We start from the raw sequence: 21,534 nt of genomic DNA, 5'->3' as shown, positions 1-21,534 counted from the left end.
CTCGATGGCGACCCCGGATCCGCATTTCGAGCTCAGGCCGGCGTGACCCAGGTGGTGATGTCGGCGTGCACGACCTCGACGCCGTGGCGGTCGGTGATGCTGACCGGCACCACGATGTCGGTGCCTTCGGTGAGGGTGCCGAAATCCGGTGGGGTCAACTCGGCCCTGGCCCGCAGCGAGGTGGTGGCCTTGGCGAGGTAGGCCACATTCATCGCCTTGGGGATCCAGCGGTGCGTCGTCGGTACGGTGGCCTCCATCAGCATGCCCATCGCCATCTCGGCGGCGTTGCACGAGGCGATGGCGTGCACGGTGTGCAGGTGGTTGTAGACGTAGAACCACTTCGGCACGGTCACCTCGGCCAGGCCGGGCTCCATGCGGACGACGTGGGGGAGGATCGAGGCGAAGTAGGGCACCCGGGCCATGGCCGCTGCGGAGAACGCCCAGCTGCCGCCGGGCAGCGGTGACAGCTTCTTCCATGCCTTATAGGTAGCGCTGGGGGTCCTCGCCGGCGACTGCGTCATGCGCCTCACCTTACTCAAAAGTAAGTTCGGTGGAACGGGCCGTGCCGAGCCGGGGGCGACCGTCGACCGGGATCTGTCGCGGGTGAAGCGCTGTGGCGGTCCGGCGGTCATTTTTCCGCCATGGCGCTTCATGTGCGGACCGCGCTCGACCGGTACTCCGACCTGCTCGATCGTGGATTTGGAGCATGCCGGGATCTAAGGCATACTGTTCGGGTTGCCTTGCGCCGGGTATTCCTGGCCAGGCATACGACCCGCGCCCCCACGGGCGCATCCGGTCCCAACACTAGATCGCGACTGATTTCCAGGGCGAGATAGTGTGCGCGAAGGCGACACGCCCGACCGCGGGGGCCGGTGGACCACAGACAGGTAAACAGCGGCGGCAATTCTCGGCGCACCCGCGCCGAGGCACAGGCCCGACGGGTTTCGGTGGGATCTCCCATCGAGGCTTCGATACGGCCGGCCGATGTACGAAGTAGAGGTAGGAGAAGCGTGGCGGGACAGAAGATCCGCATCAGGCTCAAGGCCTACGACCATGAGGCCATTGATGCCTCGGCGCGCAAGATCGTCGAGACGGTCACCCGTACCGGTGCCAGCGTCGTGGGCCCCGTGCCGTTGCCGACTGAGAAGAACATTTACTGCGTCATCCGGTCGCCGCACAAGTACAAGGACTCGCGCGAGCATTTCGAAATGCGCACCCACAAGCGACTGATCGACATCCTCGACCCGACGCCGAAGACGGTTGACGCGCTCATGCGTATCGACCTGCCGGCCAGTGTCGACGTCAATATCCAGTAGGAGACCCGAGAAAAATGGCTAGAAAAGGCATTTTGGGCACCAAGCTGGGCATGACGCAGGTGTTCGACGAGAACAACAAAGTCGTCCCGGTGACGGTCGTGAAGGCCGGCCCCAACGTGGTGACCCTTATCCGTACCCCCGAGCGCGACGGCTACAGCGCCGTGCAGCTCGCCTATGGCGAGATCAGCCCGCGCAAGGTCAACAAGCCCGTCACCGGTCAGTACGCCGCCGCGGGTGTCAACCCGCGTCGCCACCTGGCTGAGCTGCGGGTCGACGAAGCTGCTGCCGCCGAGTACGAGGTGGGCCAGGAGCTGACCGCCGAGATCTTCGCCGACGGTGCTTACGTCGACGTGACCGGCACCAGCAAGGGCAAGGGCTTCGCCGGCACCATGAAGCGTCACGGCTTCGCCGGCCAGGGTGCCAGCCACGGCGCCCAGGCAGTGCACCGTCGCCCCGGCTCCATCGGTGGCTGTGCCACCCCGGGCCGCGTGTTCAAGGGCACCCGGATGTCGGGCCGCATGGGCCACGACCGGGTGACCACGCAGAACCTCAAGGTTCACAAGGTCGATGCGGAGAACGGCGTGCTGTTGATCAAGGGCGCCATCCCCGGACGCAACGGTGGTCTGGTGGTTGTCCGCAGCGCAATCAAGCGAGGCGAGAAGTAATGACTCTCAAAATTGATGTGAAGACGCCGGCAGGCAAGAAGGACGGCAGCGTAGAACTTCCGGCTGCCCTCTTCGACGTCGAACCCAACATCGCTCTGATGCATCAGGTCGTCAACGCTCAGTTGGCCGCCAAGCGCCAGGGCACGCATGCGACGAAGACCCGCGCCATGGTCTCCGGTGGCGGCAAGAAGCCGTACCGGCAGAAGGGCACCGGCCGGGCTCGTCAGGGCTCGACCCGTGCGCCGCAGTTCACCGGCGGTGGCGTCGTGCACGGCCCGCAGCCGCGCGACTACAGCCAGCGGACCCCGAAGAAGATGATCGCCGCCGCCCTGCGCGGTGCGCTCTCGGACCGGGCCCGCAACGAGCGGATCCACGCGATCACCGAACTGGTGGAGGGTCAGACCCCGTCGACCAAGAGCGCCAAGGCGTTCCTGGGCAGCCTGACCGAGAACAAGAAGGTTCTCGTCGTCATCGGCCGCACCGATGAGGTCGGCGCCCGTAGCGTCCGCAACCTGCCTGGTGTGCACGTGATCTCGCCGGATCAGCTCAACACCTACGACGTGCTCCGTGCGGACGATCTGGTGTTCAGCGTCGAGGCGCTGAACGCGTACATCGCTGCGAATACGAAAGAGGAGGTGTCGGCCTGATGGCTACCGTGACCGACCCCCGCGACATCATCCTGGCTCCGGTCATCTCGGAGAAGTCGTACGGGCTGATCGAGAACAACGTGTACACGTTCGTCGTGCACCCGGATTCGAACAAGACGCAGATCAAGATCGCCATTGAGAAGATCTTCGACGTCAAGGTCAGTTCGGTGAACACCGCCAACCGCCAGGGCAAGCGCAAGCGCACCCGCTCGGGCTTCGGCAAGCGCAAGGACACCAAGCGTGCCATCGTCACCCTGGTCGCCGGCAGCAAGCCGATCGAACTGTTCGGAGCCCCGGCGTAAGCCGGGAACTAAGAGGATTTAACTGATATGGGAATTCGCAAGTACAAGCCGACGACTCCGGGTCGTCGCGGTGCCAGCGTCTCCGATTTCGCCGAGATCACTCGTTCGACTCCGGAGAAATCGCTGATTCGCCCGCTGCACGGCAAGGGTGGTCGTAACGCCCACGGCCGGATCACCACCCGGCACAAGGGTGGTGGCCACAAGCGTGCCTACCGCGTCATCGACTTCCGTCGCCATGACAAGGACGGCGTCAACGCCAAGGTTGCGCACATCGAGTACGACCCCAACCGCACCGCGAACATCGCGCTGCTTCACTACCTGGACGGCGAGAAGCGCTACATCATCGCGCCCCAGGGCCTGAAGCAGGGCGACGTGATCGAGCAGGGGCCGAACGCCGACATCAAGCCGGGCAACAGCCTGCCGCTGCGCAACATCCCCGCCGGTACCGTGATCCACGCTGTGGAGCTGCGGCCCGGTGGCGGTGCCAAGATGGGCCGCTCTGCCGGTGTCAGCATCCAGTTGCTGGGCAAGGAAGGCACCTACGCCTCGCTGCGCATGCCGTCCGGTGAAATCCGCCGCGTCGACGTGCGCTGCCGCGCCACCGTCGGCGAGGTCGGCAACAAGGAGCAGGCCAACATCAACTGGGGTAAGGCCGGCCGTATGCGGTGGAAGGGCAAGCGCCCGACCGTCCGTGGTGTCGTGATGAACCCGGTCGACCACCCGCATGGTGGTGGTGAGGGTAAGACCTCTGGTGGCCGCCATCCGGTCAGCCCGTGGGGTAAGCCTGAGGGCCGCACCCGCAAGCCCAACAAGCCGAGCGACAAGCTCATCGTCCGTCGCCGGCGCACCGGCAAGAACAAGCGCTAGGCAGCGGAAGGAGTAGCAGCGATGCCTCGTAGTCTCAAAAAGGGTCCGTTCGTCGACGGTCATCTTCTCAAGAAGGTCGACGTTCAGAACGACAAAAACACCAAGCAGGTCATCAAGACCTGGTCGCGTCGGTCGACCATCCTCCCCGACTTCATCGGGCATACCTTTGCGGTGCATGACGGCCGCAAGCATGTCCCGGTGTTCGTCACCGAGGCGATGGTCGGGCACAAGTTGGGCGAATTCGCCCCGACGCGCACCTTCAAGGGTCACATCAAGGACGACCGGAAGAGCAAGCGGCGATGAGTACCACAGTCACTGAATACCCATCCGCGATGGCGCAGGCACGTTTCGTGCGTGTCTCGGCGAGCAAGGCCCGTCGTGTCATCGACCTGGTCCGCGGCAAGAGCGTCGAGCAAGCCCTCGACATCTTGCGGTGGGCGCCGCAGGGTGCCAGCGAGACGGTCGCCAAGGTGATCGCGAGCGCTGCCGCCAACGCGCAGAACAACGAGGGCTTGGACCCGACGACGCTGGTGGTTGCGACCATCCACGCCGATGAGGGTCCGACCGCCAAGCGCATCCGTCCGCGTGCCCAGGGGCGTGCGTTCCGGATCCGCAAGCGCACCAGCCACATCACGGTGATCGTGGAGAGCCGTCCGCCCAAGCAGAAGGGTGCGCCCGCCGCCTCGGCCCGCAGCCGTCGTGCACAGGGCAGCAAGGCCGCCGCCGTGAAGGGCACGGCCGAGACGAAGGGAGGCTCGGAGTAGTGGGCCAGAAGATCAATCCCCACGGCTTCCGGCTCGGTATCACCACCGAGTGGAAGTCCCGGTGGTACGCCGACAAGCAGTACAAGGACTACGTGAAGGAAGACGTCGCCATCCGGCGTCTGCTGGCTACGGGTCTTGAGCGCGCCGGCATCGCCGACGTGGAGATCGAGCGCACCCGGGACCGGGTCCGCGTTGACATCCACACCGCGCGTCCCGGCATCGTCATCGGTCGCCGTGGCACCGAAGCCGACCGCATCCGTGCCGACCTGGAGAAGCTGACCGGCAAGCAGGTTCAGCTGAACATCCTCGAGGTGAAGAACCCCGAGTCGACGGCACAGCTCGTCGCTCAGGGTGTGGCCGAGCAGCTGAGCAACCGTGTGGCGTTCCGCCGCGCGATGCGCAAGGCGATCCAGTCGGCCATGCGCCAGCCCAACGTGAAGGGCATCCGGGTGCAGTGCTCGGGCCGCCTCGGTGGTGCTGAGATGAGCCGCTCGGAGTTCTACCGCGAGGGCCGGGTTCCGCTGCACACGCTGCGCGCGGACATCGACTACGGCCTCTACGAGGCCAAGACCACCTTCGGTCGGATCGGCGTGAAGGTGTGGATCTACAAGGGCGACATCGTCGGTGGCAAGCGTGAGCTGACCGCCGCCGCACCGGCCAGCGACCGGCCGCGTCGTGAGCGTCCGTCGGGTACCCGGCCGCGTCGTAGCGGTTCCTCGGGCACCACGGCGACGAGCACTGAGGCCGGCCGCGCTGCGACGGGTGGGGACGACGCCGCTGCAGTCACTACTCCGCAGGCCGCTGCTGTCGAGGCTGCGCCGGCCGCTGAGAGCACGGAGAGCTAAACCATGCTGATTCCCCGTAAGGTCAAGCACCGCAAGCAGCATCACCCGCGCCAGCGCGGCATCGCCAGCGGTGGCACGTCGGTGAGCTTCGGTGACTACGGCATCCAGGCCCTCGGCCACGCCTACATCACCAACCGGCAGATCGAGTCCGCTCGTATCGCCATCAACCGGCACATCAAGCGTGGCGGCAAGGTCTGGATCAACATCTTCCCGGACCGCCCGCTGACCAAGAAGCCTGCCGAGACCCGCATGGGTTCCGGTAAGGGTTCGCCGGAGTGGTGGATTGCCAACGTCAAGCCGGGCCGCATTTTGTTCGAGATCAGCTACCCCGACGAGAAGATCGCCAAGGAAGCACTGACTCGCGCAATCCACAAGCTGCCGATCAAGGCACGCATCGTGAGTCGAGAGGAGCAGTTCTGATGGCAGTGGGAACTACTCCTGGTGAGCTGCGTGAACTGTCCGACACCGAGTTGACGGCAAAGCTGCGCGAGTCCAAGGAAGAGCTGTTCAACCTGCGCTTCCAGATGGCAACCGGTCAGCTGGCCAACAACCGTCGGCTGCGCGTCGTGCGCCAGGAGATTGCACGGGTCTACACCGTGCTGCGTGAACGTGAGTTGGGTCTGGCTTCCGGACCCGTTGGTGAGGATTCGTAATGGCAGAGACTAAAGGCCCCAAGCACACGCCGACCACCGAGAAGCCCCGTGGCCGTCGCAAGACCGCCATCGGCTACGTGGTGAGCGACAAGATGCAGAAGACCATCGTGGTCGAGCTGGAATCTCGTAAGAGCCACCCGCTCTACGGCAAGATCATCCGGACCACCACCAAGGTCAAGGCGCACGACGAGAACGGCGATGCCGGTATCGGCGACCGCGTCTCGTTGATGGAGACCCGGCCGACGTCGGCCACCAAGCGGTGGCGGCTGGTCGAGGTTCTCGAGAAGGCGAAGTAGCCTTCTCCGCGCGAGCAGACACAAAAGTGCCCCAAACCTTCGGGTTTGGGGCATTTTTGCGTCTGGTCGGCGGGTCTGGTCAATTCACCGTCACCGTGAAAGATGGTGCGATCAACGTGTCGATCTGATCGCCACGCAGTCCGCCGCACCCGGTTCCAGCAACGCGATATCTGTTTGCCTTGTGCGCGAACCGATTCCCCGGAAGCGGCTGATCTGGACCTGTGGATCGGCTGGTTCCGGTGATTCGCATGCAGATACGGCCGGGGCGGCGGCATAATTTTTTCGCATGGATCCCCATTCGAAGTCGCAAAGTGCCGGTGAGAACAACGAAGCCCGTGCTCAGTTGCCGCGGCGCAAGCTGCTGGGGGGCCTGGCTGTCGCCGGTGTCGGCACGGTGGCCGTGTCCACGCTGCTGGCCGGCTGTGACAGCGATTCCGGCGGATCATCCGGCGGCGGTGGCGGAGTGAAGACCGACAACAGCGTCAAGGGCGCCACCGACGCGACCAAGGCGGCCAACCAGAAGCTGCTCGACACACTGCCGTTCAACGACAAGGCCGACTTCGAGGACGCGAAGCGAGGTCTGATCGCCAAGCCGGACACCCTGACGATCAAGGACGCCGACGGCAACGTGGTCTGGGACATGGAGGAGTACAAGAAGTACATCGCCGACGACAAGCCCGCGCCGGACACAGTCAATCCCAGCCTGTGGCGCATCACGCAGCTGAACATGCAATACGGCTTGTTCGAGGTGGTCAAGGACCGGATCTATCAGGTGCGTGGCTATGACCTGTCGAACGTCACCTTCATCAAGGGCGACACCGGCTGGATCGTCATCGACCCCCTGGTCTCGGCCGAGACCGCGAAGGCCGCGTTGGATTTGGCCAACCAGCACCTCGGTGCGCGCCCGGTCGTCGCCGTCATCCACAGTCATTCCCACGTCGACCACTACGGCGGTGTGCGGGGCATCGTCAACCAGGCCGACGTCGACTCGGGCAAGGTGAAGATCGTCGCCCCGGTCAACTTCGTCGAGGATGTGATCAGCGAGAACGTGATCGCCGGCAACGCGATGAGCCGTCGCGCGGTCTACATGTTCGGTGCGCTACTCCCACGTAACGCCCAGGGTGGTGTGGGAGCCGGTCTGGGACAGACCAACTCAACCGGCACCGCCGGCATGATGATTCCGACCGACATCATCAACCAGACCGGGCAGAAGCTTACGGTCGACGGCGTGGACATGGAGTTCCAGTACACGCCCGGAACCGAGGCGCCCACGGAGATGAACACGTTCTTCCCGCAGTTCAAGGCGATGTGGATGGCCGAGAACACCACCAACAACATGCACAACCTGTTGACCCTGCGCGGTGCCCAGGTGCGCGATGCACTGGTGTGGGCCAAGTTCATCGACGAGACGATCCGTCGCTACGGCCCGAACACGGAGGTCAAGTTCCAGAGTCACCACTGGCCCAGGTGGGGCAATGCCAACGTCATCGACTACTGGAAGAAACAACGTGACCTGTACAAGTACATGCACGATCAGTCGGTGCGGTTGATGAACAACGGTCTGGTGGGCTCCGAGATCGCCGAGGAGATCCAGTTGCCGCCGGAACTCAACACCTTCTGGCCGAACCGCGGGTATTACGGGACACTCAAACACAATTCACGGGCGGTGTATCAGCGCTACATGGGCTGGTACGACGGCAACCCGTCCGACCTTGACAATCTGCCGCCGGAGCCCGCGGCAAAGAAGTACGTCGACTACATGGGCGGTGAGGGCGCCGTTCTGGAGAAGGCCAAGAAGGACTTCGACAACGGCGACTACCGCTGGACGGCGATGGTGCTCAAGCATGTGGTGTTCGCCAACCCGGACAACGCCGATGCCAAGAACCTGCTGGCGGACGCCTACGAGCAGCTCGGGTATCAGGCCGAGTCGGGGCCATGGCGCTCGGTGTATCTGCAGGGCGCCTACGAGTTGCGCAATGGCGTGCCCACGACCGGTGGTATAGAGACCGCGAGTCCCGACACCGTCAAGGCCATGCCCCCGGACATGTTGTTCGATTACCTGGCGGTGCGACTGAACGGTCCGAAGGCCGCCGGCAAGAACCTGACGCTGAATGTCAACTTCAAAGACATCAACAAGACGTATGGTCTCACCGTCGAGAACGGTGTGCTCAACTATGCGGCCGACGCGCCGGTGCCGAATGCGAATTCCACCGTCACCCTCGACAAGGTCACACTCGACGACATTCAGCTCGGCAATGTCAAGCTCGACGACGCGATCTCGCAGAACAAGGTCACCATCGACGGAAATCGCGAATCCTTCAACGAGTTCATGGGCTTGCTCGATACGTTCCCGTTCTGGTTCAACATCGTCACGCCGTAGGGCCTTACGTCAACACCCTTGAGCTAGTGCTGCGGGTCGGTCTTACTTAGGTGGTACACCGCCATCCAGGAAGAATCCCGTGCAAACCGTCTTCGAACGAAGCGTCCCCGCCGACAGCCTCATTGACCGCTCGTTGGCTACCACCGTCCTGCGGCCGTTCTGGCTCGACGATGTGCCGGCTCAGCCCCGCCATCCGGCGCTGACCCAGGCCTCGTCGCAGTACGACCTGGTGGTGGTCGGCGGCGGATACACCGGCCTCTGGTCGGCTCTGCTGGCCAAGCAGCGTGACCCGGGCATGCGGGGTGGCACTGCTCGAGGGGCAGACGCTCGGATGGGCGGCCTCGGGGCGCAACGGCGGTTTCGTCGAAGCCTCGCTCACCCACGGTGAGGAGAACGGACGCAACCGCTGGCCCGATGAGATCGACACCCTCGACCGGTTGGGGATGGAAAACCTCGACGCGATCGAGAAGACCGTCGGCGCACTGGGTCTCGATTGTGATTTCGAACGGACCGGCTCCATCGCGGTCGCGCTCGAGCCCTATCAGGCCGACGAACTGGCGGCCGCCCCGCCGCGGCCGGGACACCTGTATCTCGACCGGCAGGCCATCCGGGCGGAGGTCGATTCGCCCACCTATCTGGCCGGCAGGTGGGCGAAGGACAGTGCCGCACTCGTGCATCCCGCCAAGCTCGTCAACGAACTCGCCCGTGCGGCAGTTGAACTCGGTGTGGACATCTACGAACACAGCAAGGTGCTCGGTGTCAGGCCCGACCGCTGCGGCGGGCGGTTGACCGTGCGCACCGAGCGCGTGTCGCTGCGAAGCGACCGAGTGATACTGGCCACCAATGGTTTCCCGTCGCTGTTGAAGCGCTACCGGTACCACACGGTCCCGGTCTACGACTATGCGTTGATGACCGAACCGCTCACCGATACCCAGTTGGCCGACATCGGCTGGGGTCACCGGCAGGGCATCAGTGACATGTCGAATCAGTTCCACTACTACCGGTTGTCCAAGGACAACCGCATCCTGTGGGGTGGGTACGACGCCGTCTATCACTTCGGCGGCCGGATCCGGCCTCGATACGAAGACCGCGATGTCACCTATCGCCGGCTGGCCGGCCATTTCTTCACTACGTTCCCGCAACTGGAGGACGTCGGCTTCACCCATCGTTGGGCAGGCATGATCGACACCTCGACGCGATTCTGCGCCTTCTTCGGGTCGGCGTGTGGAGGCCGCGTCGGATACGCCGCCGGGTTCACCGGGCTCGGCGTGGCGGCCACCCGCTTCGCCGCCGAAGTCATGCTCGACCGCTTCTCGGGCACGCCGACGGCGCGGACCGAACTCCAGATGGTCAAGTCAATGCCGCTGCCGTTCCCGCCAGAGCCGTTGGCCTCGGCCGGAATTCAGGCCACCCGCTGGTCACTCGACCGCGCCGACCATCGGCAGGGACGTCGTAACGTCCTGTTGAAGGCGCTCGACTCGGTCGGGCTGGGGTTCGACTCGTAGGGTTCCGGTGCGCCGAGGCGCTGCGACGCCGCACAATGGGGCAAGGGCGGTGACATGAGTGCCGGAGGCAGTGCGGATGGGCCGAACGTTGAAGTCCGAGTCGCCACGGCGACGCCGGCGGCAGACCAAACAGGGCGGGGTCCTGTCCGAGGAGCTCATCGTCGAGGCTGCACTGCGCGTGCTGCGGCACCACGGCGCGACGGGCCTGACGGTCAGGCGACTCGGCACCGCCCTCGGCGCTGACCCGACCGCTCTGTACCGCTACTTCCGCGGCATTGAGGACGTGGTGCTCGCCATCACCGACGAGCTGCTGCGGCGCGTGGTCGAGGGGTGGGAACCGACCGGTCGGTGGCGGGAAGACATGCGGGAACTCGGCGTGCGAGTGCACCGTGTCTATGTCGAACACCCGCAGGCCGGAGTGCTGGCCGCGAGCCGGGTGACCGGGGGGCCCCACGAGATCCAGGTCATCGAAACGGTTCTGGGTCTGCTGCGGACGGCCGGATTTCCCGAGCACGAAGCCGTCGACGTGTATCACGCCTTCATCGACCAGATGCTCGGGTTCGCCGCGCTTGATGCCGCCTTCGAAGCGCTGCCCGCCGAACATCGAGCCCACGACGACGACACGTGGCGCGATACGTACGCGCGGCTACCCGCCGAGACACACCCCAACATTGCCGCCACCAGCCGGCTGCTCGACGAGTCGATGCGGCGCAGTGGGTTTGAATCGGCCCTCGATCTCCTGCTCGACGGCGTTGCCGCGCGACTGAATTCGTGACGCGGCGTGTCAGCTGGGCAGCTCCGTCAATTTCCCCGGTAAACGCCGGCCAACAGGTGTAATCTCTGCGCGACCAGTGCTAGCGGTGCCGAATCGCCAACCGGAGTGAGGTCGCCATGGCTACAGTTTTCAATTCAGTTTTCAATTCAGCGGTCAACTCAGCGTTCAACGGCAAGATCGAATTGGATGTCCGGGATTCCGAACCGGACTGGGGGCCGTATGCGGCACCGACCGCGGTCGAGGATGCCCCGAACGTCCTGTACCTGGTGTGGGATGACACCGGCATCGCCACCTGGGACTGTTTCGGTGGCTTGGTGGACATGCCCGCGATGAGCCGCATCGCCGAACGCGGAGTCCGGTTGTCGCAGTTCCATACCACCGCGTTGTGCTCACCCACGCGGGCCGCACTTCTCACCGGCCGTAATGCCACCACGGTCGGTATGGCCACCATCGAGGAGTTCACCGACGGATTCCCCAACTGCAACGGGCGAATTCCTTTCGAGACCGCCCTGCTGCCGGAGGTGCTCGCCGAGAACGGCTACAACACCTACTGTGTGGGCAAGTGGCACCTGACGCCGTTGGAAGAGTCGAACCTTGCTGCCACCAAACGGCATTGGCCGTGTTCACGTGGATTCGAGCGGTTCTACGGGTTCATGGGCGGCGAGACCGATCAGTGGTACCCCGACCTGATGTACGACAACCATCCGGTCGATCCGCCGGCCACCCCCGAGGAGGGCTACCACCTGTCGCAGGACCTGGCCGACAAGACCATCGAGTTCATCCGGGACGCCAAGGTGATCGCCCCCGACAAACCGTGGTTCACCTACCTGTGCCCAGGCGCCGGCCACGCCCCGCACCACGTGTTCAAGGAGTGGGCCGACCGCTATGCGGGCCGGTTCGACATGGGCTACGAGGCCTACCGCGACATCGTGCTGGAGAACCAGAAGCGGCTGGGTATCGTGCCGCCCGACACCGAACTGTCACCGGTCAACCCGTACGCGGATGTGACGGGACCCAACGGTGAACCGTGGCCCGCCCAGGACACCGTGCGGCCGTGGGACACCTTGAGCGACGACGAGAAGCGGTTGTTCGCCCGGATGGCCGAGGTGTTCGCCGGGTTCCTGTCCTACACCGACGCCCAGATCGGCCGGGTGCTGGACTTCCTGGAGGAGACGGGGCAACTCGACAACACGATCATCGTGGTGATCTCCGACAACGGGGCCAGCGGCGAGGGCGGCCCGAACGGCTCGGTCAACGAGACCAAGTTCTTCAACGGCTACATCGACACCGCCGAGGAAGGGCTCAGGTTCATCGACCGGCTGGGGTCACCCGAGACCTACAACCATTACCCGATCGGCTGGGCGATGGCGTTCAACACCCCCTACAAGCTGTTCAAGCGCTACGCCTCCCATGAGGGTGGAATCGCCGACACCGCAATCATCTCCTGGCCCAACGGTATCGGCGCCCACGGCGCGGTACGCGACAACTACATCAACGTCTGCGACATCACCCCGACCATCTACGACCTGCTCGACATCACCCCGCCGGCGAGCGTGCGCGGGGTTCCGCAGAAGCCACTCGACGGCATGAGTTTCAAAGTGGCACTGGACAACCCGGATGCGCCGACAGGGAAGGAAACCCAGTTCTACACCATGCTCGGTACCCGCGGCATCTGGCACAGAGGCTGGTTCGCCAACACCGTGCACGCCGCCACCCCGTCGGGCTGGTCACACTTCGACGCCGACCGCTGGGAGCTGTTCCACATCGAGGCCGACCGCAGCCAGTGCCACGACCTGGCCGACGAACAGCCGGACAAACTCGCCGAACTCACGGCGCTGTGGTTCAGCGAGGCCGACAAGTACAACGGGCTGCCCCTGGCCGATCTCAACATCCTCGAGACCATGACCCGGTGGCGGCCGTACCTGGCCGGTGAGCGGTCCAGCTATACCTACTATCCCGACAGCGCCGAGGTCGGTCTCGGCGCGGCGGCCGAACTGCGCGGGCAGTCGTTCACGGTGCTCGCCGATGTCACCGTGGACGGGGCCGACGCGCACGGCGTGTTGTTCAAGCAGGGCGGTGCGCACGGCGGCCACGTGCTGTTCATCGCCGACGGGCGGTTGCGCTACGTCTACAACTTCCTGGGCGAACAGGAGCAGTCGCTGGTCTCACCCGACCCGATCCCGTTGGGGCGGCACATCTTCGGTGTGCAATACGAGCGGACCGGCACCGTCGAGGGCAGCCACACCCCGCTGGGGGACACCACCTTGTACGTCGACGACGACGCGGTCGCCGAGCTGGCCGGGATGCAAACCCACCCCGGCATGTTCGCGCTCGCCGGGGGTGGCATCTGCGTCGGCCGTAACACCGGATCGGCGGTGTCACGGCAATACCGGGCACCGTTCGCCTTCACCGGCGGCACCATCGGGCACGTCACCGTCGACCTGTCCGGTGAGCCGTATCAGGACCTCGAGCGCAAACTTGCCGTGGCATTCGCCAAGGACTGATCGATGAAGCCGGTGGCGATGGGTGCGGGTGCGGGTGCGCTGGCGATCGCCGTGTCGGCGGGCTGCGGCGCCGGCGGCCCCGTCGACCGCTCGGCTGTTCCCTCCACCACCGTGGCGGCACCGGTCACGACGATTCCCGCGGCGACCACCACGTCGAGCCGGCCCGCACCCAAATTCGCCCTGCCCGCCTACGGTGTCGAACCGACGGCGACGCGGGTATTGGCTGCCGGTGAGGTCACCTGCCCATCCCCGGACGGACGGACCGTCACGGTGCGCAGTGCCGCGCCGGGTTCTCCGACGCTCACCGTCGGGGTACCCGAAGGGTTCACCGAGGCGATGTCCGACGCGGAGGCGGTGCGACTGACCGGACCGGCCGGGATATCCGCCGAGATCACCGTGCGCCCGACCACCCGGGACGCCCAGGACGCGTTCGACCAGTACAGCGATGACCGCATCGCGAGGTTCTCGATCCACAGCGTCAGCGTGTTGCCCGGCGACTTGTGCGGCTACAGCGGGCAGAAGCTGATGGGCATCCTGGCCGACCGGCCGGGCGAGGGCACCCAATATGCCGACCGGACCGTGCACATTTGGACCAACAGCGGCGATTTCCTGGTCGCCGAGCGCGTCGAGGCCCCCAGCGGAACCCCGGGGTTCGACCAGGCCAGTTCGGCGATGCTCGCCGACTTCGGAATCACCATGCCGGGCTGAGCCGTCCGGCCATCGTCGGTGACTAGCCTCGGTGCCGTGGCCACCGAACTCCTTGAGCTTCCCGGCGGAACCTTCCGGATGGGTTCGACGGCGTTCTATCCCGAAGAAGCTCCGGTGCACACCGTCACCGTCGGTGCGTTCGCCATCGAGCAGCATCCGGTCACCACCGCCCAGTTCGGTGAGTTCGTCGCGGCCACCGGATACGTCACGGTCGCCGAGCAACCGATGGACCCCGCGCTGTATCCCGGAGTCGACGAGGCCGACCTGGTGCCAGGGGCCCTGGTGTTCAGGCCCACCGGCGGTCCCGTCGACCTGCGGGACTGGCGCCAGTGGTGGGACTGGGCGCCCGGCGCCGACTGGCGCCACCCGTTCGGGCCCGATCGGGATCCGGCCGCCGCCGACCACCCCGTCGTACAGGTGGCCTATCCGGACGCGGCGGCCTACGCGGCCTGGGCCGGGCGCCGGTTGCCCACCGAAGCCGAATGGGAGTACGCCGCACGCGGGGGAGTCGAGGGCAGCTACGCGTGGGGTGACGAGGCCACCCCGGGCAGAGTGCTCATGGCCAACACCTGGCAGGGCCGGTTCCCGTATCGCAACGTCGGCGCGCTGGGCTGGCGCGGCACCTCCCCGGTCGGCAGCTTCCCGACCAACGCCTTCGGGCTGGCGGACATGATCGGCAATGTGTGGGAGTGGACCACCACCCGGTTCGCCGGGCAGCACCGGCCCGACTCCGACGCGCCGGCGTGCTGCCCGCCGCCCGCCAACCCCGATCCGATGGTGAACCAGGTGCTCAAGGGCGGTTCGCACCTGTGCGCGCCCGAGTACTGCCACCGCTACCGGCCGGCCGCGAGGTCACCCCAATCACAGGACAGCTCGACCACGCACATCGGATTTCGCTGCGTGCTCAGCTGACGGTGTGCGGTCCCGTCCGCGGCGATTTGGCGCATTCGCCGTGCTCACCTACTATGTAGGGGTTGCCTTGGGCAGACCTCGGTTGACTGCTGTTCTGAGTCAGCCCTGCGTGCCCTTCGGTGACAAAGACCGCGCACGTCCAGGTCGGTATCTGGCGTGCATACAAATCCAGGTCAGGAGATCGAGTGATTCAGCAGGAATCGCGGTTGAAGGTCGCCGACAACACGGGCGCCAAGGAGATCTTGTGCATCCGCGTGCTCGGTGGCTCATCGCGACGCTACGCCGGCATCGGTGATGTCATCGTCGCGACCGTCAAGGACGCCATCCCCGGCGGCAACGTCAAGCGCGGCGATGTCGTCAAGGCCGTCGTGGTGCGCACCGTCAAGGAGCGTCGCCGCGCCGACGGTAGCTACATCAAGTTCGACGAGAACGCCGCCGTCATCATCAAGGCCGACAACGACCCGCGCGGTACCCGCATCTTCGGGCCGGTCGGTCGCGAACTGCGCGAGAAGAAGTTCATGAAGATCGTCTCGCTGGCTCCGGAGGTTTTGTAAATGAAGGTCCACAAGGGCGACACCGTGCTGGTGGTCTCCGGTAAGGACAAGGGCGCGAAGGGCAAGGTCATCGAGGCCTTCCCGACCCGCGACAAGATCCTGGTCGAGGGCGTCAACCGGATCAAGAAGCACACCGCGCAGTCGCAGAACGAGCGTGGCGCATCGTCGGGTGGCATCGTCACCCAGGAAGCCGCCATCCACGTGTCCAACGTGATGGTGGTCGATTCTGACGGCAAGCCGACTCGTGTGGGTTACCGCGTCGATGAAGAGACCGGCAAGAAGGTCCGCATCGCCAAGACCAATGGCAAGGACATCTGATGACTGCACCAGAGAAGGTTCAGCCTCGGCTGAAGCAGCGCTACCGCGAAGAAATCCGCGAGTCGCTGAATCAGCAGTTCGAGTTCGCCAACGTCATGCAGATCCCCGGTGTGGTCAAGGTTGTGGTCAACATGGGCGTCGGCGACGCCGCCCGTGACGCCAAGCTGATCAACGGCGCGGTTGCCGACCTGGCGCTGATCACCGGTCAGAAGCCGGAGATCCGTAAGGCCCGCAAGTCCATCGCACAGTTCAAGCTGCGTGAGGGCATGCCGATCGGTGCCCGCGTCACGCTGCGCGGGGACCGGATGTGGGAGTTCCTGGACCGGCTGATCTCCATCGCCCTGCCCCGTATTCGCGACTTCCGCGGGCTGAACGGCAAGCAGTTCGACGGCACCGGCAACTACACCTTCGGGCTCAACGAGCAGTCGATGTTCCACGAGATCGACGTGGATTCCATCGACCGCCCCCGCGGCATGGACATCACCGTCGTCACCTCGGCGACCAACGACGACGAAGGCCGTGCGCTGCTGAAGGCGCTGGGCTTCCCCTTCAAGGAGAACTGAGCACATGGCAAAGAAGGCGCTGGTCTACAAGGCCAACAAGAAGCCTAAGTTCGCGGTTCGCGCGTACACGCGGTGCAACAAGTGCGGTCGCCCGCACTCGGTTTACCGCAAGTTCGGGCTGTGCCGTATCTGCCTGCGCGAGATGGCGCACGCGGGTGAACTGCCCGGTGTGCAGAAGTCCAGCTGGTAACAGCAGCGACCAGCGCAGCAGACCACAGACCAATCCAACAGGTTGCGGAAGGCCCTGAACAGGGAACCGCCGCGAGAAAGGTGAGCCGGTTGTCATGACGATGACTGACCCGATCGCAGACTTCTTGACACGTCTGCGCAACGCCAATTCGGCGTATCACGATGAGGTGACCCTGCCCCACTCGAAGATCAAGGCGAACATCGCCGAGATCCTCAAGAAAGAGGGTTACATCTCCGATTTCCGCACCGAGGATGCCCGCGTCGGCAAGTCCCTGGTGGTGTCGCTCAAGTACGGCCCCAGCCGTGAGCGCAGCATCGCCGGCCTGCGCCGCGTGAGCAAGCCCGGTCTGCGGGTTTACGCAAAGTCCACCAATCTGCCTCGGGTGCTCGGCGGCCTGGGCGTGGCGATCATCTCCACGTCCTCCGGCCTGCTCACCGACCGTCAGGCGGCACGAAGCGGCGTGGGCGGCGAAGTCCTCGCCTACGTGTGGTGAGGGGATAGAAGACATGTCGCGTATTGGTAAGCAACCGGTCCTGGTTCCCACCGGGGTCGATGTGACGATTGACGGCCGCAACGTCTCGGTGAAGGGCCCCAAGGGCACCCTGACCCTGGATGTCGCCGAGCCGATCACCGTCGAGCGCAACGATGACGGCGCCATCGTGGTCAGCCGTCCCGATGACGAGCGGCGCAGCCGCTCCCTGCACGGGTTGTCTCGCACCCTGGTGGCCAACCTGGTCACCGGTGTCACCGAGGGTTACACCCGCAAGATGGAGATCTTCGGCGTCGGCTACCGCGTGCAGCTCAAGGGTTCCAACCTGGAGTTCGCGCTCGGTTACAGCCACCCCGTGGTGATCGAGGCGCCCGAGGGCATCACGTTCGCCGTCGAGACGCCCACCAAGTTCTCGATCACAGGCATCGACAAGCAGAAGGTCGGTCAGATCTCGGCGGTTATCCGCCGCCTGCGCCGCCCCGACCCGTACAAGGGCAAGGGTGTGCGGTACGAGGGTGAGCAGATCCGCCGCAAGGTCGGAAAGACAGGTAAGTAATCATGGCTGCTAAGACTGAAGCTGCCGCCGTCCGCAAGCCGGTGGGGCAGAACATCTCTGAGACCCGCCGTAACTCCCGGCTGCGTCGGCACGCCCGGTTGCGCAAGAAGGTTTCGGGCACCGCAGAGAACCCGCGCCTGGTGGTCAACCGCTCGGCACGGCACATCCACGTCCAGCTCATCGATGACCTGGAGGGCGTCACGCTGGCGGCCGCCTCGTCGATCGAGGCCGACGTGCGCGCCGTCGAGGGCGACAAGAAGGCGCACAGCGTTCGGGTCGGTCAGTTGATCGCCGAGCGTGCCAAGGCTGCCGGCGTCGACACCGTGGTGTTCGACCGTGGTGGCTACACCTATGGCGGCCGGATCGCGGCGCTGGCAGATGCCGCGCGCGAGAGCGGGCTGAAATTCTGATGACTGTCAACGAGAGGACTGCATGATGGCCGAGCAGGCAACTGGTGCCGGCGGCCCAGGCGCTTCCGACAACCGTGGTGGCCGCGGCCGCCGCGACGACCGCGGTGGCCGTGGTGGCCGCGACAGCGGCGAGAAGAGCAACTACATCGAGCGCGTGGTCACGATCAACCGCGTCTCCAAGGTGGTCAAGGGCGGTCGGCGGTTCAGCTTCACCGCGCTCGTCATCGTCGGTGACGGCAAGGGCATGGTCGGTGTCGGCTACGGCAAGGCCAAGGAAGTTCCGGCCGCGATTGCCAAGGGTGTCGAGGAAGCTCGCAAGAACTTCTTCCGCGTCCCGCTGATCGGTGGCACCATCGTCCACCCGGTCCAGGGTGAGGCGGCCGCTGGTGTGGTCATGCTGCGCCCGGCCAGCCCTGGTACCGGCGTTATCGCCGGTGGTGCGTGCCGCGCGGTGCTGGAATGCGCCGGGGTGCACGACATCCTGGCCAAGTCGCTGGGCAGCGACAACGCGATCAACGTGGTGCACGCCACCGTTGCCGCGTTGAAGATGATCCAGCGTCCCGAAGAGGTTGCGGCCCGTCGCGGTCTGCCCCTCGAGGACGTGGCGCCGGCCGGCATGCTGAAGGCCCGGCGCGAGAGCGAAGCGCTGGCTGCCGCAGCAGCGCGTGAGGGATCGGCGTAACCATGGCAGAAGTCAAGATCACCCAGGTGCGCGGGACCATCGGCGCACGCTGGAAGCAGCGCGAAAGCCTGCGGTCCTTGGGACTGAAGAAGATTCGTCAGTCCGTGGTTCGTGAGGACAATGCGCAGACCCGCGGTCTGATCAAGGTCGTACATCACCTCGTCTCGGTTGAGGAGGTCTAGGAATCATGAGCGTTATCAAACTGCACGACCTGCGGCCCGCCCCAGGAGAGAAGAAAGCCAAGACCCGCGTTGGTCGTGGTGAGGGCTCCAAGGGTAAGACCTCCGGTCGTGGTACCAAGGGCACCAAGGCGCGCAAGAACGTCCCCGTGACGTTCGAGGGTGGCCAGATGCCGATCCACATGCGGCTGCCGAAGCTCAAGGGCTTCAAGAACCGCTTCCGGACCGAGTACGAGCCCGTCAACGTCGGCGACATCGCCAAGGCGTTCCCGAAGGGCGGCACCATCGGTGTCGACGAGCTGGTTGCCAAGGGTCTGGTTCGCAAGAACCGCCTGGTGAAGGTGCTCGGCGACGGCAAGCTGGCCGTCAAGGCTGACGTCACCGCCAACAAGTTCAGCGGTAGCGCCCGTGAGGCGATCACCGCTGCCGGCGGTACGGCCACCGAGCTGTAATTTCTCTGCGCGAGCAGACACAAAAGTGCCCCTTTTCTCTTGAAAAGGGGCACTTTTACGTCTGCTCGCCAATGTTGGGTGACCGGTAGGCTCGGTCCATGTTCGCCTTTCTCCCCGGGCTTCCCGGCCAGGACGATCTCAGGGCATTGGCCCGGCGGGTAGACACCGCCCGGCACAACGGCGTTCCCATTGGGTGCGTGCTGGAGTTGGATCTGACCTCGCTACCGCCGGAGACCACCGGGTTCGACCCGCTGGCGGTGATCGCCGGAGGCGGCCGCCCGCTGGTGTTGCGCCAAGCCGTCGCGGCGATCTACCGGGCCGCCGAAGATGATCGGGTGGCCGGGCTGATCGCGCGGGTGCAGTTGCCCGCCGCCGCACCCGGCCCGGTACAGGAACTGCGTGACGCCATCGCGGCGTTCAGCGATGTCAAGCCGACGGTGGCCTGGGCTGAGACCTACCCCGGCACGCTGTCCTACTACCTGGCATCGGCCTTCCGCGAAGTGTGGATGCAGCCGTCGGGCACGGTCGGGCTGGTCGGTTTCGCCACCAACGCGATGTTCCTGCGCGACGCGCTCGACAAGGCAGGTATCGAAGCGCAGTTCGTCGCGCGTGGTGAATACAAGTCCGCAGCAAACGTTTTCACCGAGGACCGCTATACCGACGCGCAACGTGAGGCCGACGGTCGGATGATCGAAAGCCTGCAATCGCAGGTCTGGCAGGCCATCGCCGAATCCCGAAGCCTGACCGTCGAGGCGGTCAACGCACTGGCCGACACGGCGCCGGTGCTACGAGACGACGCCGTCACCGCCGGTCTGATCGACCGTATCGGGTTTCGTGACCAGGCCTATTCACGCATCGGGGAACTGTCCGGCGGGCCGGCCGGGCCGGATGCGGATGCCGACAGCCACCCTGATGCCCTACCGCGGCTTTATCTTTCGCGCTATGCGCGGACCACCCCGAAGGTTCCTGTACCACCGATACCGGGCCGCAAATCCAAGCCGACGGTCGCGGTGGTGACCCTGCACGGCTCGATCGTCAGCGGCCGTGGCGGGCCACAGGTGCTGCCACTGGGTAATTCCAGTGCGGGCGGCGACACCATTGCCGCGGCGCTGCGTGAAGCCGCCGCTGACGATGAGGTGTCGGCGATCGTGCTGCGCGTAGACAGCCCCGGCGGTTCGGTGACCGGATCGGAAACCATTTGGCGCGAAGTGGTTCGCATCCGTGAGCGCGGCAAGCCCATCGTTGCCTCGATGGGTGCGGTGGCCGCCTCGGGGGGCTACTACGTGTCGATGGCCGCAGACGAGATCGTGGCCAACTCCGGCACCCTCACCGGATCCATCGGGGTGATCACCGGCAAGTTGATCTCACGCGAACTCAAGGACAAGTTGGGAGTCGGATCGGATTCCTTGCGTACCAACCCCAATGCCGATGCCTGGTCGTCGAACGCACCGTTCACCGATGAACAGCACGCCCACATCGAAGCCGAGACCGACCTGTTCTACACCGATTTCATTTCACGGGTGGCCGAGGGGCGCAAGCTCACGGTCGAACAGGTGGACGCGGTGGCACGCGGACGGATCTGGACGGGTGCCGATGCCTTGGACCGCGGCCTCGTCGACGAACTCGGTGGACTCCGTACCGCAATCACCCGGGCCAAGGTCCTGGCCGGGCTGGATCCCGACACCAAGGTGCGGGTGCTGAACTATCCGGGCTCGTCCTGGCTGGACATGTTGCGACCCAAACCTTCCTCGCAACCGGCAGCGGCTTCGTTGCCGCAGGCAGTGGGCGGTCTGCTCGGCCAGTCGGTGCTGTCGATCCTTGATCAGGCCGAACGCACCGTGACCGGCGCGAATGCACTTTGGCTGGGGGAGCACCGGTTCTGAGGCAGACCCGCCGGTGGCGGCGGTGGTATTTCGCGTCGTGGGTGCGGCACGGTAACGTCGGCCGAGGAGCAAAGGTAGCCGATAAAACTACGTTCTGGCCCTGCGGTGTTGATCTGAA

General features: G+C 65.2%; 28 protein-coding genes and 1 pseudogene. 28 read left to right on the top strand and 1 reads right to left on the bottom strand.

Annotated features, from left to right (window positions below; all coding sequences use genetic code 11):
* Positions 1–32 precede the first annotated feature (32 nt).
* The gene (locus G6N44_RS11955; protein ID WP_163664202.1) at positions 33–521 is read right to left on the bottom strand and encodes a hotdog fold domain-containing protein; all 489 of its coding nucleotides are present in this window, start codon (positions 519–521) and stop codon (positions 33–35) included.
* A gap of 489 nt (positions 522–1,010) precedes the next feature.
* Here G6N44_RS11955 and rpsJ point away from each other — a divergent pair, with 489 nt between their 5' ends.
* The 28 genes and pseudogenes from rpsJ (at position 1,011) to sppA (ending at position 21,416) form a co-directional block, all read left to right on the top strand.
* Entirely contained in the window at positions 1,011–1,316 is a 306-nt protein-coding gene (gene rpsJ / locus G6N44_RS11950) for a 30S ribosomal protein S10 (protein WP_003925843.1), read from the top strand.
* A gap of 14 nt (positions 1,317–1,330) precedes the next feature.
* Positions 1,331–1,981, top strand: coding sequence for a 50S ribosomal protein L3 (gene rplC, locus G6N44_RS11945; RefSeq protein WP_044516127.1), 651 nt, complete (start codon positions 1,331–1,333; stop codon positions 1,979–1,981).
* A complete protein-coding gene (gene rplD / locus G6N44_RS11940) occupies positions 1,981–2,628 on the top strand; it encodes a 50S ribosomal protein L4 (protein WP_163664200.1) in 648 nt (215 codons plus the stop codon). Before rplC ends, rplD begins: the two co-directional genes overlap by 1 nt.
* Entirely contained in the window at positions 2,628–2,930 is a 303-nt protein-coding gene (gene rplW / locus G6N44_RS11935) for a 50S ribosomal protein L23 (protein ID WP_163664198.1), read from the top strand. Before rplD ends, rplW begins: the two co-directional genes overlap by 1 nt.
* Before the next feature lie 27 nt (positions 2,931–2,957).
* The gene (gene rplB / locus G6N44_RS11930; RefSeq protein ID WP_163664196.1) at positions 2,958–3,797 is read left to right on the top strand and encodes a 50S ribosomal protein L2; all 840 of its coding nucleotides are present in this window, start codon (positions 2,958–2,960) and stop codon (positions 3,795–3,797) included.
* Positions 3,798–3,818: 21 nt separating this feature from the next.
* Complete coding sequence (gene rpsS / locus G6N44_RS11925; RefSeq protein WP_163664194.1) at positions 3,819–4,100, top strand: 30S ribosomal protein S19; 282 nt, start codon at positions 3,819–3,821, stop codon at positions 4,098–4,100.
* Positions 4,097–4,561 carry a 50S ribosomal protein L22 gene (gene rplV, locus G6N44_RS11920; protein ID WP_163664193.1) on the top strand — a complete coding sequence of 155 codons (465 nt, stop codon included), beginning with the start codon at positions 4,097–4,099 and terminating at the stop codon, positions 4,559–4,561. Before rpsS ends, rplV begins: the two co-directional genes overlap by 4 nt.
* Positions 4,561–5,406: a 30S ribosomal protein S3 gene (gene rpsC / locus G6N44_RS11915; protein ID WP_163664190.1), complete on the top strand. Its 846-nt coding sequence runs from the start codon at positions 4,561–4,563 to the stop codon at positions 5,404–5,406. Before rplV ends, rpsC begins: the two co-directional genes overlap by 1 nt.
* A gap of 3 nt (positions 5,407–5,409) precedes the next feature.
* Positions 5,410–5,826, top strand: a complete 417-nt coding sequence (gene rplP / locus G6N44_RS11910; protein WP_036441254.1) for a 50S ribosomal protein L16 — start codon at positions 5,410–5,412, stop codon at positions 5,824–5,826.
* Positions 5,826–6,059, top strand: a complete 234-nt coding sequence (gene rpmC, locus G6N44_RS11905) for a 50S ribosomal protein L29 (RefSeq protein ID WP_055109978.1) — start codon at positions 5,826–5,828, stop codon at positions 6,057–6,059. The genes rplP and rpmC overlap by 1 nt, the downstream gene beginning before the upstream one ends.
* Positions 6,059–6,355 (top strand): 30S ribosomal protein S17, encoded by a 297-nt coding sequence (gene rpsQ / locus G6N44_RS11900; protein ID WP_163664188.1) that lies wholly within the window; start codon positions 6,059–6,061, stop codon positions 6,353–6,355. The genes rpmC and rpsQ overlap by 1 nt, the downstream gene beginning before the upstream one ends.
* 286 nt (positions 6,356–6,641) lie before the next feature.
* On the top strand, positions 6,642–8,735 hold the full coding sequence (locus G6N44_RS11895) for an alkyl/aryl-sulfatase (RefSeq protein WP_163664186.1): 2,094 nt from the start codon (positions 6,642–6,644) through the stop codon (positions 8,733–8,735).
* A gap of 79 nt (positions 8,736–8,814) precedes the next feature.
* Positions 8,815–10,240: pseudogene (locus G6N44_RS11890) on the top strand (NAD(P)/FAD-dependent oxidoreductase).
* A 76-nt stretch (positions 10,241–10,316) separates the two neighbouring features.
* Positions 10,317–11,015 carry a TetR/AcrR family transcriptional regulator gene (locus tag G6N44_RS11885; protein ID WP_163664184.1) on the top strand — a complete coding sequence of 233 codons (699 nt, stop codon included), beginning with the start codon at positions 10,317–10,319 and terminating at the stop codon, positions 11,013–11,015.
* Positions 11,016–11,131: 116 nt separating this feature from the next.
* Positions 11,132–13,519, top strand: a complete 2,388-nt coding sequence (locus G6N44_RS11880) for an arylsulfatase (protein WP_163664182.1) — start codon at positions 11,132–11,134, stop codon at positions 13,517–13,519.
* A 3-nt stretch (positions 13,520–13,522) separates the two neighbouring features.
* Positions 13,523–14,227, top strand: coding sequence for a MotB domain-containing protein (locus G6N44_RS29465; RefSeq protein WP_235683005.1), 705 nt, complete (start codon positions 13,523–13,525; stop codon positions 14,225–14,227).
* Positions 14,228–14,263: 36 nt separating this feature from the next.
* On the top strand, positions 14,264–15,139 hold the full coding sequence (locus G6N44_RS11870) for a formylglycine-generating enzyme family protein (RefSeq protein ID WP_163664180.1): 876 nt from the start codon (positions 14,264–14,266) through the stop codon (positions 15,137–15,139).
* Between the two features lie 185 nt (positions 15,140–15,324).
* Positions 15,325–15,693 carry a 50S ribosomal protein L14 gene (gene rplN, locus G6N44_RS11865; protein ID WP_024440402.1) on the top strand — a complete coding sequence of 123 codons (369 nt, stop codon included), beginning with the start codon at positions 15,325–15,327 and terminating at the stop codon, positions 15,691–15,693.
* Positions 15,694–16,011 (top strand): 50S ribosomal protein L24, encoded by a 318-nt coding sequence (gene rplX, locus G6N44_RS11860; protein ID WP_163664178.1) that lies wholly within the window; start codon positions 15,694–15,696, stop codon positions 16,009–16,011. It abuts the gene before it with no gap.
* A complete protein-coding gene (gene rplE / locus G6N44_RS11855) occupies positions 16,011–16,574 on the top strand; it encodes a 50S ribosomal protein L5 (RefSeq protein ID WP_163664176.1) in 564 nt (187 codons plus the stop codon). The genes rplX and rplE overlap by 1 nt, the downstream gene beginning before the upstream one ends.
* 4 nt (positions 16,575–16,578) lie before the next feature.
* A complete protein-coding gene (locus tag G6N44_RS11850) occupies positions 16,579–16,764 on the top strand; it encodes a type Z 30S ribosomal protein S14 (protein WP_163664174.1) in 186 nt (61 codons plus the stop codon).
* Between the two features lie 94 nt (positions 16,765–16,858).
* Positions 16,859–17,257: a 30S ribosomal protein S8 gene (rpsH, locus tag G6N44_RS11845; protein WP_163664172.1), complete on the top strand. Its 399-nt coding sequence runs from the start codon at positions 16,859–16,861 to the stop codon at positions 17,255–17,257.
* A 13-nt stretch (positions 17,258–17,270) separates the two neighbouring features.
* Positions 17,271–17,810, top strand: a complete 540-nt coding sequence (gene rplF / locus G6N44_RS11840) for a 50S ribosomal protein L6 (RefSeq protein WP_163664170.1) — start codon at positions 17,271–17,273, stop codon at positions 17,808–17,810.
* 2 nt (positions 17,811–17,812) lie between these two features.
* A complete protein-coding gene (gene rplR, locus G6N44_RS11835) occupies positions 17,813–18,220 on the top strand; it encodes a 50S ribosomal protein L18 (RefSeq protein WP_163664168.1) in 408 nt (135 codons plus the stop codon).
* Positions 18,221–18,245: 25 nt separating this feature from the next.
* Entirely contained in the window at positions 18,246–18,902 is a 657-nt protein-coding gene (gene rpsE, locus G6N44_RS11830; protein ID WP_163664167.1) for a 30S ribosomal protein S5, read from the top strand.
* A gap of 2 nt (positions 18,903–18,904) precedes the next feature.
* On the top strand, positions 18,905–19,084 hold the full coding sequence (gene rpmD / locus G6N44_RS11825; RefSeq protein WP_163664165.1) for a 50S ribosomal protein L30: 180 nt from the start codon (positions 18,905–18,907) through the stop codon (positions 19,082–19,084).
* Between the two features lie 5 nt (positions 19,085–19,089).
* Positions 19,090–19,533, top strand: coding sequence for a 50S ribosomal protein L15 (gene rplO / locus G6N44_RS11820; RefSeq protein ID WP_163664163.1), 444 nt, complete (start codon positions 19,090–19,092; stop codon positions 19,531–19,533).
* A 98-nt stretch (positions 19,534–19,631) separates the two neighbouring features.
* The gene (gene sppA, locus G6N44_RS11815; protein ID WP_163664160.1) at positions 19,632–21,416 is read left to right on the top strand and encodes a signal peptide peptidase SppA; all 1,785 of its coding nucleotides are present in this window, start codon (positions 19,632–19,634) and stop codon (positions 21,414–21,416) included.
* Positions 21,417–21,534: the final 118 nt, after the last annotated feature.

The organism is Mycolicibacterium alvei (genome assembly GCF_010727325.1).
Taxonomy (GTDB): Bacteria; Actinomycetota; Actinomycetes; order Mycobacteriales; family Mycobacteriaceae; genus Mycobacterium; species Mycobacterium alvei.
This window is presented reverse-complemented; position numbering and strand designations above follow the sequence as displayed.

Coding starts and splice junctions, on each gene's coding strand:
- G6N44_RS11955 (WP_163664202.1), bottom strand. CDS start 521: ATGACGCAGTCGCCGGCGAGGACCCCCAGCGCTACCTATAAGGCATGG.
- rplC (WP_044516127.1), top strand. CDS start 1,331: ATGGCTAGAAAAGGCATTTTGGGCACCAAGCTGGGCATGACGCAGGTG.
- rplD (WP_163664200.1), top strand. CDS start 1,981: ATGACTCTCAAAATTGATGTGAAGACGCCGGCAGGCAAGAAGGACGGC.
- rplW (WP_163664198.1), top strand. CDS start 2,628: ATGGCTACCGTGACCGACCCCCGCGACATCATCCTGGCTCCGGTCATC.
- rplB (WP_163664196.1), top strand. CDS start 2,958: ATGGGAATTCGCAAGTACAAGCCGACGACTCCGGGTCGTCGCGGTGCC.
- rpsS (WP_163664194.1), top strand. CDS start 3,819: ATGCCTCGTAGTCTCAAAAAGGGTCCGTTCGTCGACGGTCATCTTCTC.
- rplV (WP_163664193.1), top strand. CDS start 4,097: ATGAGTACCACAGTCACTGAATACCCATCCGCGATGGCGCAGGCACGT.
- rplP (WP_036441254.1), top strand. CDS start 5,410: ATGCTGATTCCCCGTAAGGTCAAGCACCGCAAGCAGCATCACCCGCGC.
- rpmC (WP_055109978.1), top strand. CDS start 5,826: ATGGCAGTGGGAACTACTCCTGGTGAGCTGCGTGAACTGTCCGACACC.
- rpsQ (WP_163664188.1), top strand. CDS start 6,059: ATGGCAGAGACTAAAGGCCCCAAGCACACGCCGACCACCGAGAAGCCC.
- G6N44_RS11895 (WP_163664186.1), top strand. CDS start 6,642: ATGGATCCCCATTCGAAGTCGCAAAGTGCCGGTGAGAACAACGAAGCC.
- G6N44_RS11885 (WP_163664184.1), top strand. CDS start 10,317: ATGGGCCGAACGTTGAAGTCCGAGTCGCCACGGCGACGCCGGCGGCAG.
- G6N44_RS11880 (WP_163664182.1), top strand. CDS start 11,132: ATGGCTACAGTTTTCAATTCAGTTTTCAATTCAGCGGTCAACTCAGCG.
- G6N44_RS29465 (WP_235683005.1), top strand. CDS start 13,523: ATGAAGCCGGTGGCGATGGGTGCGGGTGCGGGTGCGCTGGCGATCGCC.
- rplX (WP_163664178.1), top strand. CDS start 15,694: ATGAAGGTCCACAAGGGCGACACCGTGCTGGTGGTCTCCGGTAAGGAC.
- rplE (WP_163664176.1), top strand. CDS start 16,011: ATGACTGCACCAGAGAAGGTTCAGCCTCGGCTGAAGCAGCGCTACCGC.
- G6N44_RS11850 (WP_163664174.1), top strand. CDS start 16,579: ATGGCAAAGAAGGCGCTGGTCTACAAGGCCAACAAGAAGCCTAAGTTC.
- rpsH (WP_163664172.1), top strand. CDS start 16,859: ATGACGATGACTGACCCGATCGCAGACTTCTTGACACGTCTGCGCAAC.
- rplF (WP_163664170.1), top strand. CDS start 17,271: ATGTCGCGTATTGGTAAGCAACCGGTCCTGGTTCCCACCGGGGTCGAT.
- rplR (WP_163664168.1), top strand. CDS start 17,813: ATGGCTGCTAAGACTGAAGCTGCCGCCGTCCGCAAGCCGGTGGGGCAG.
- rpsE (WP_163664167.1), top strand. CDS start 18,246: ATGGCCGAGCAGGCAACTGGTGCCGGCGGCCCAGGCGCTTCCGACAAC.
- rpmD (WP_163664165.1), top strand. CDS start 18,905: ATGGCAGAAGTCAAGATCACCCAGGTGCGCGGGACCATCGGCGCACGC.
- rplO (WP_163664163.1), top strand. CDS start 19,090: ATGAGCGTTATCAAACTGCACGACCTGCGGCCCGCCCCAGGAGAGAAG.
- sppA (WP_163664160.1), top strand. CDS start 19,632: ATGTTCGCCTTTCTCCCCGGGCTTCCCGGCCAGGACGATCTCAGGGCA.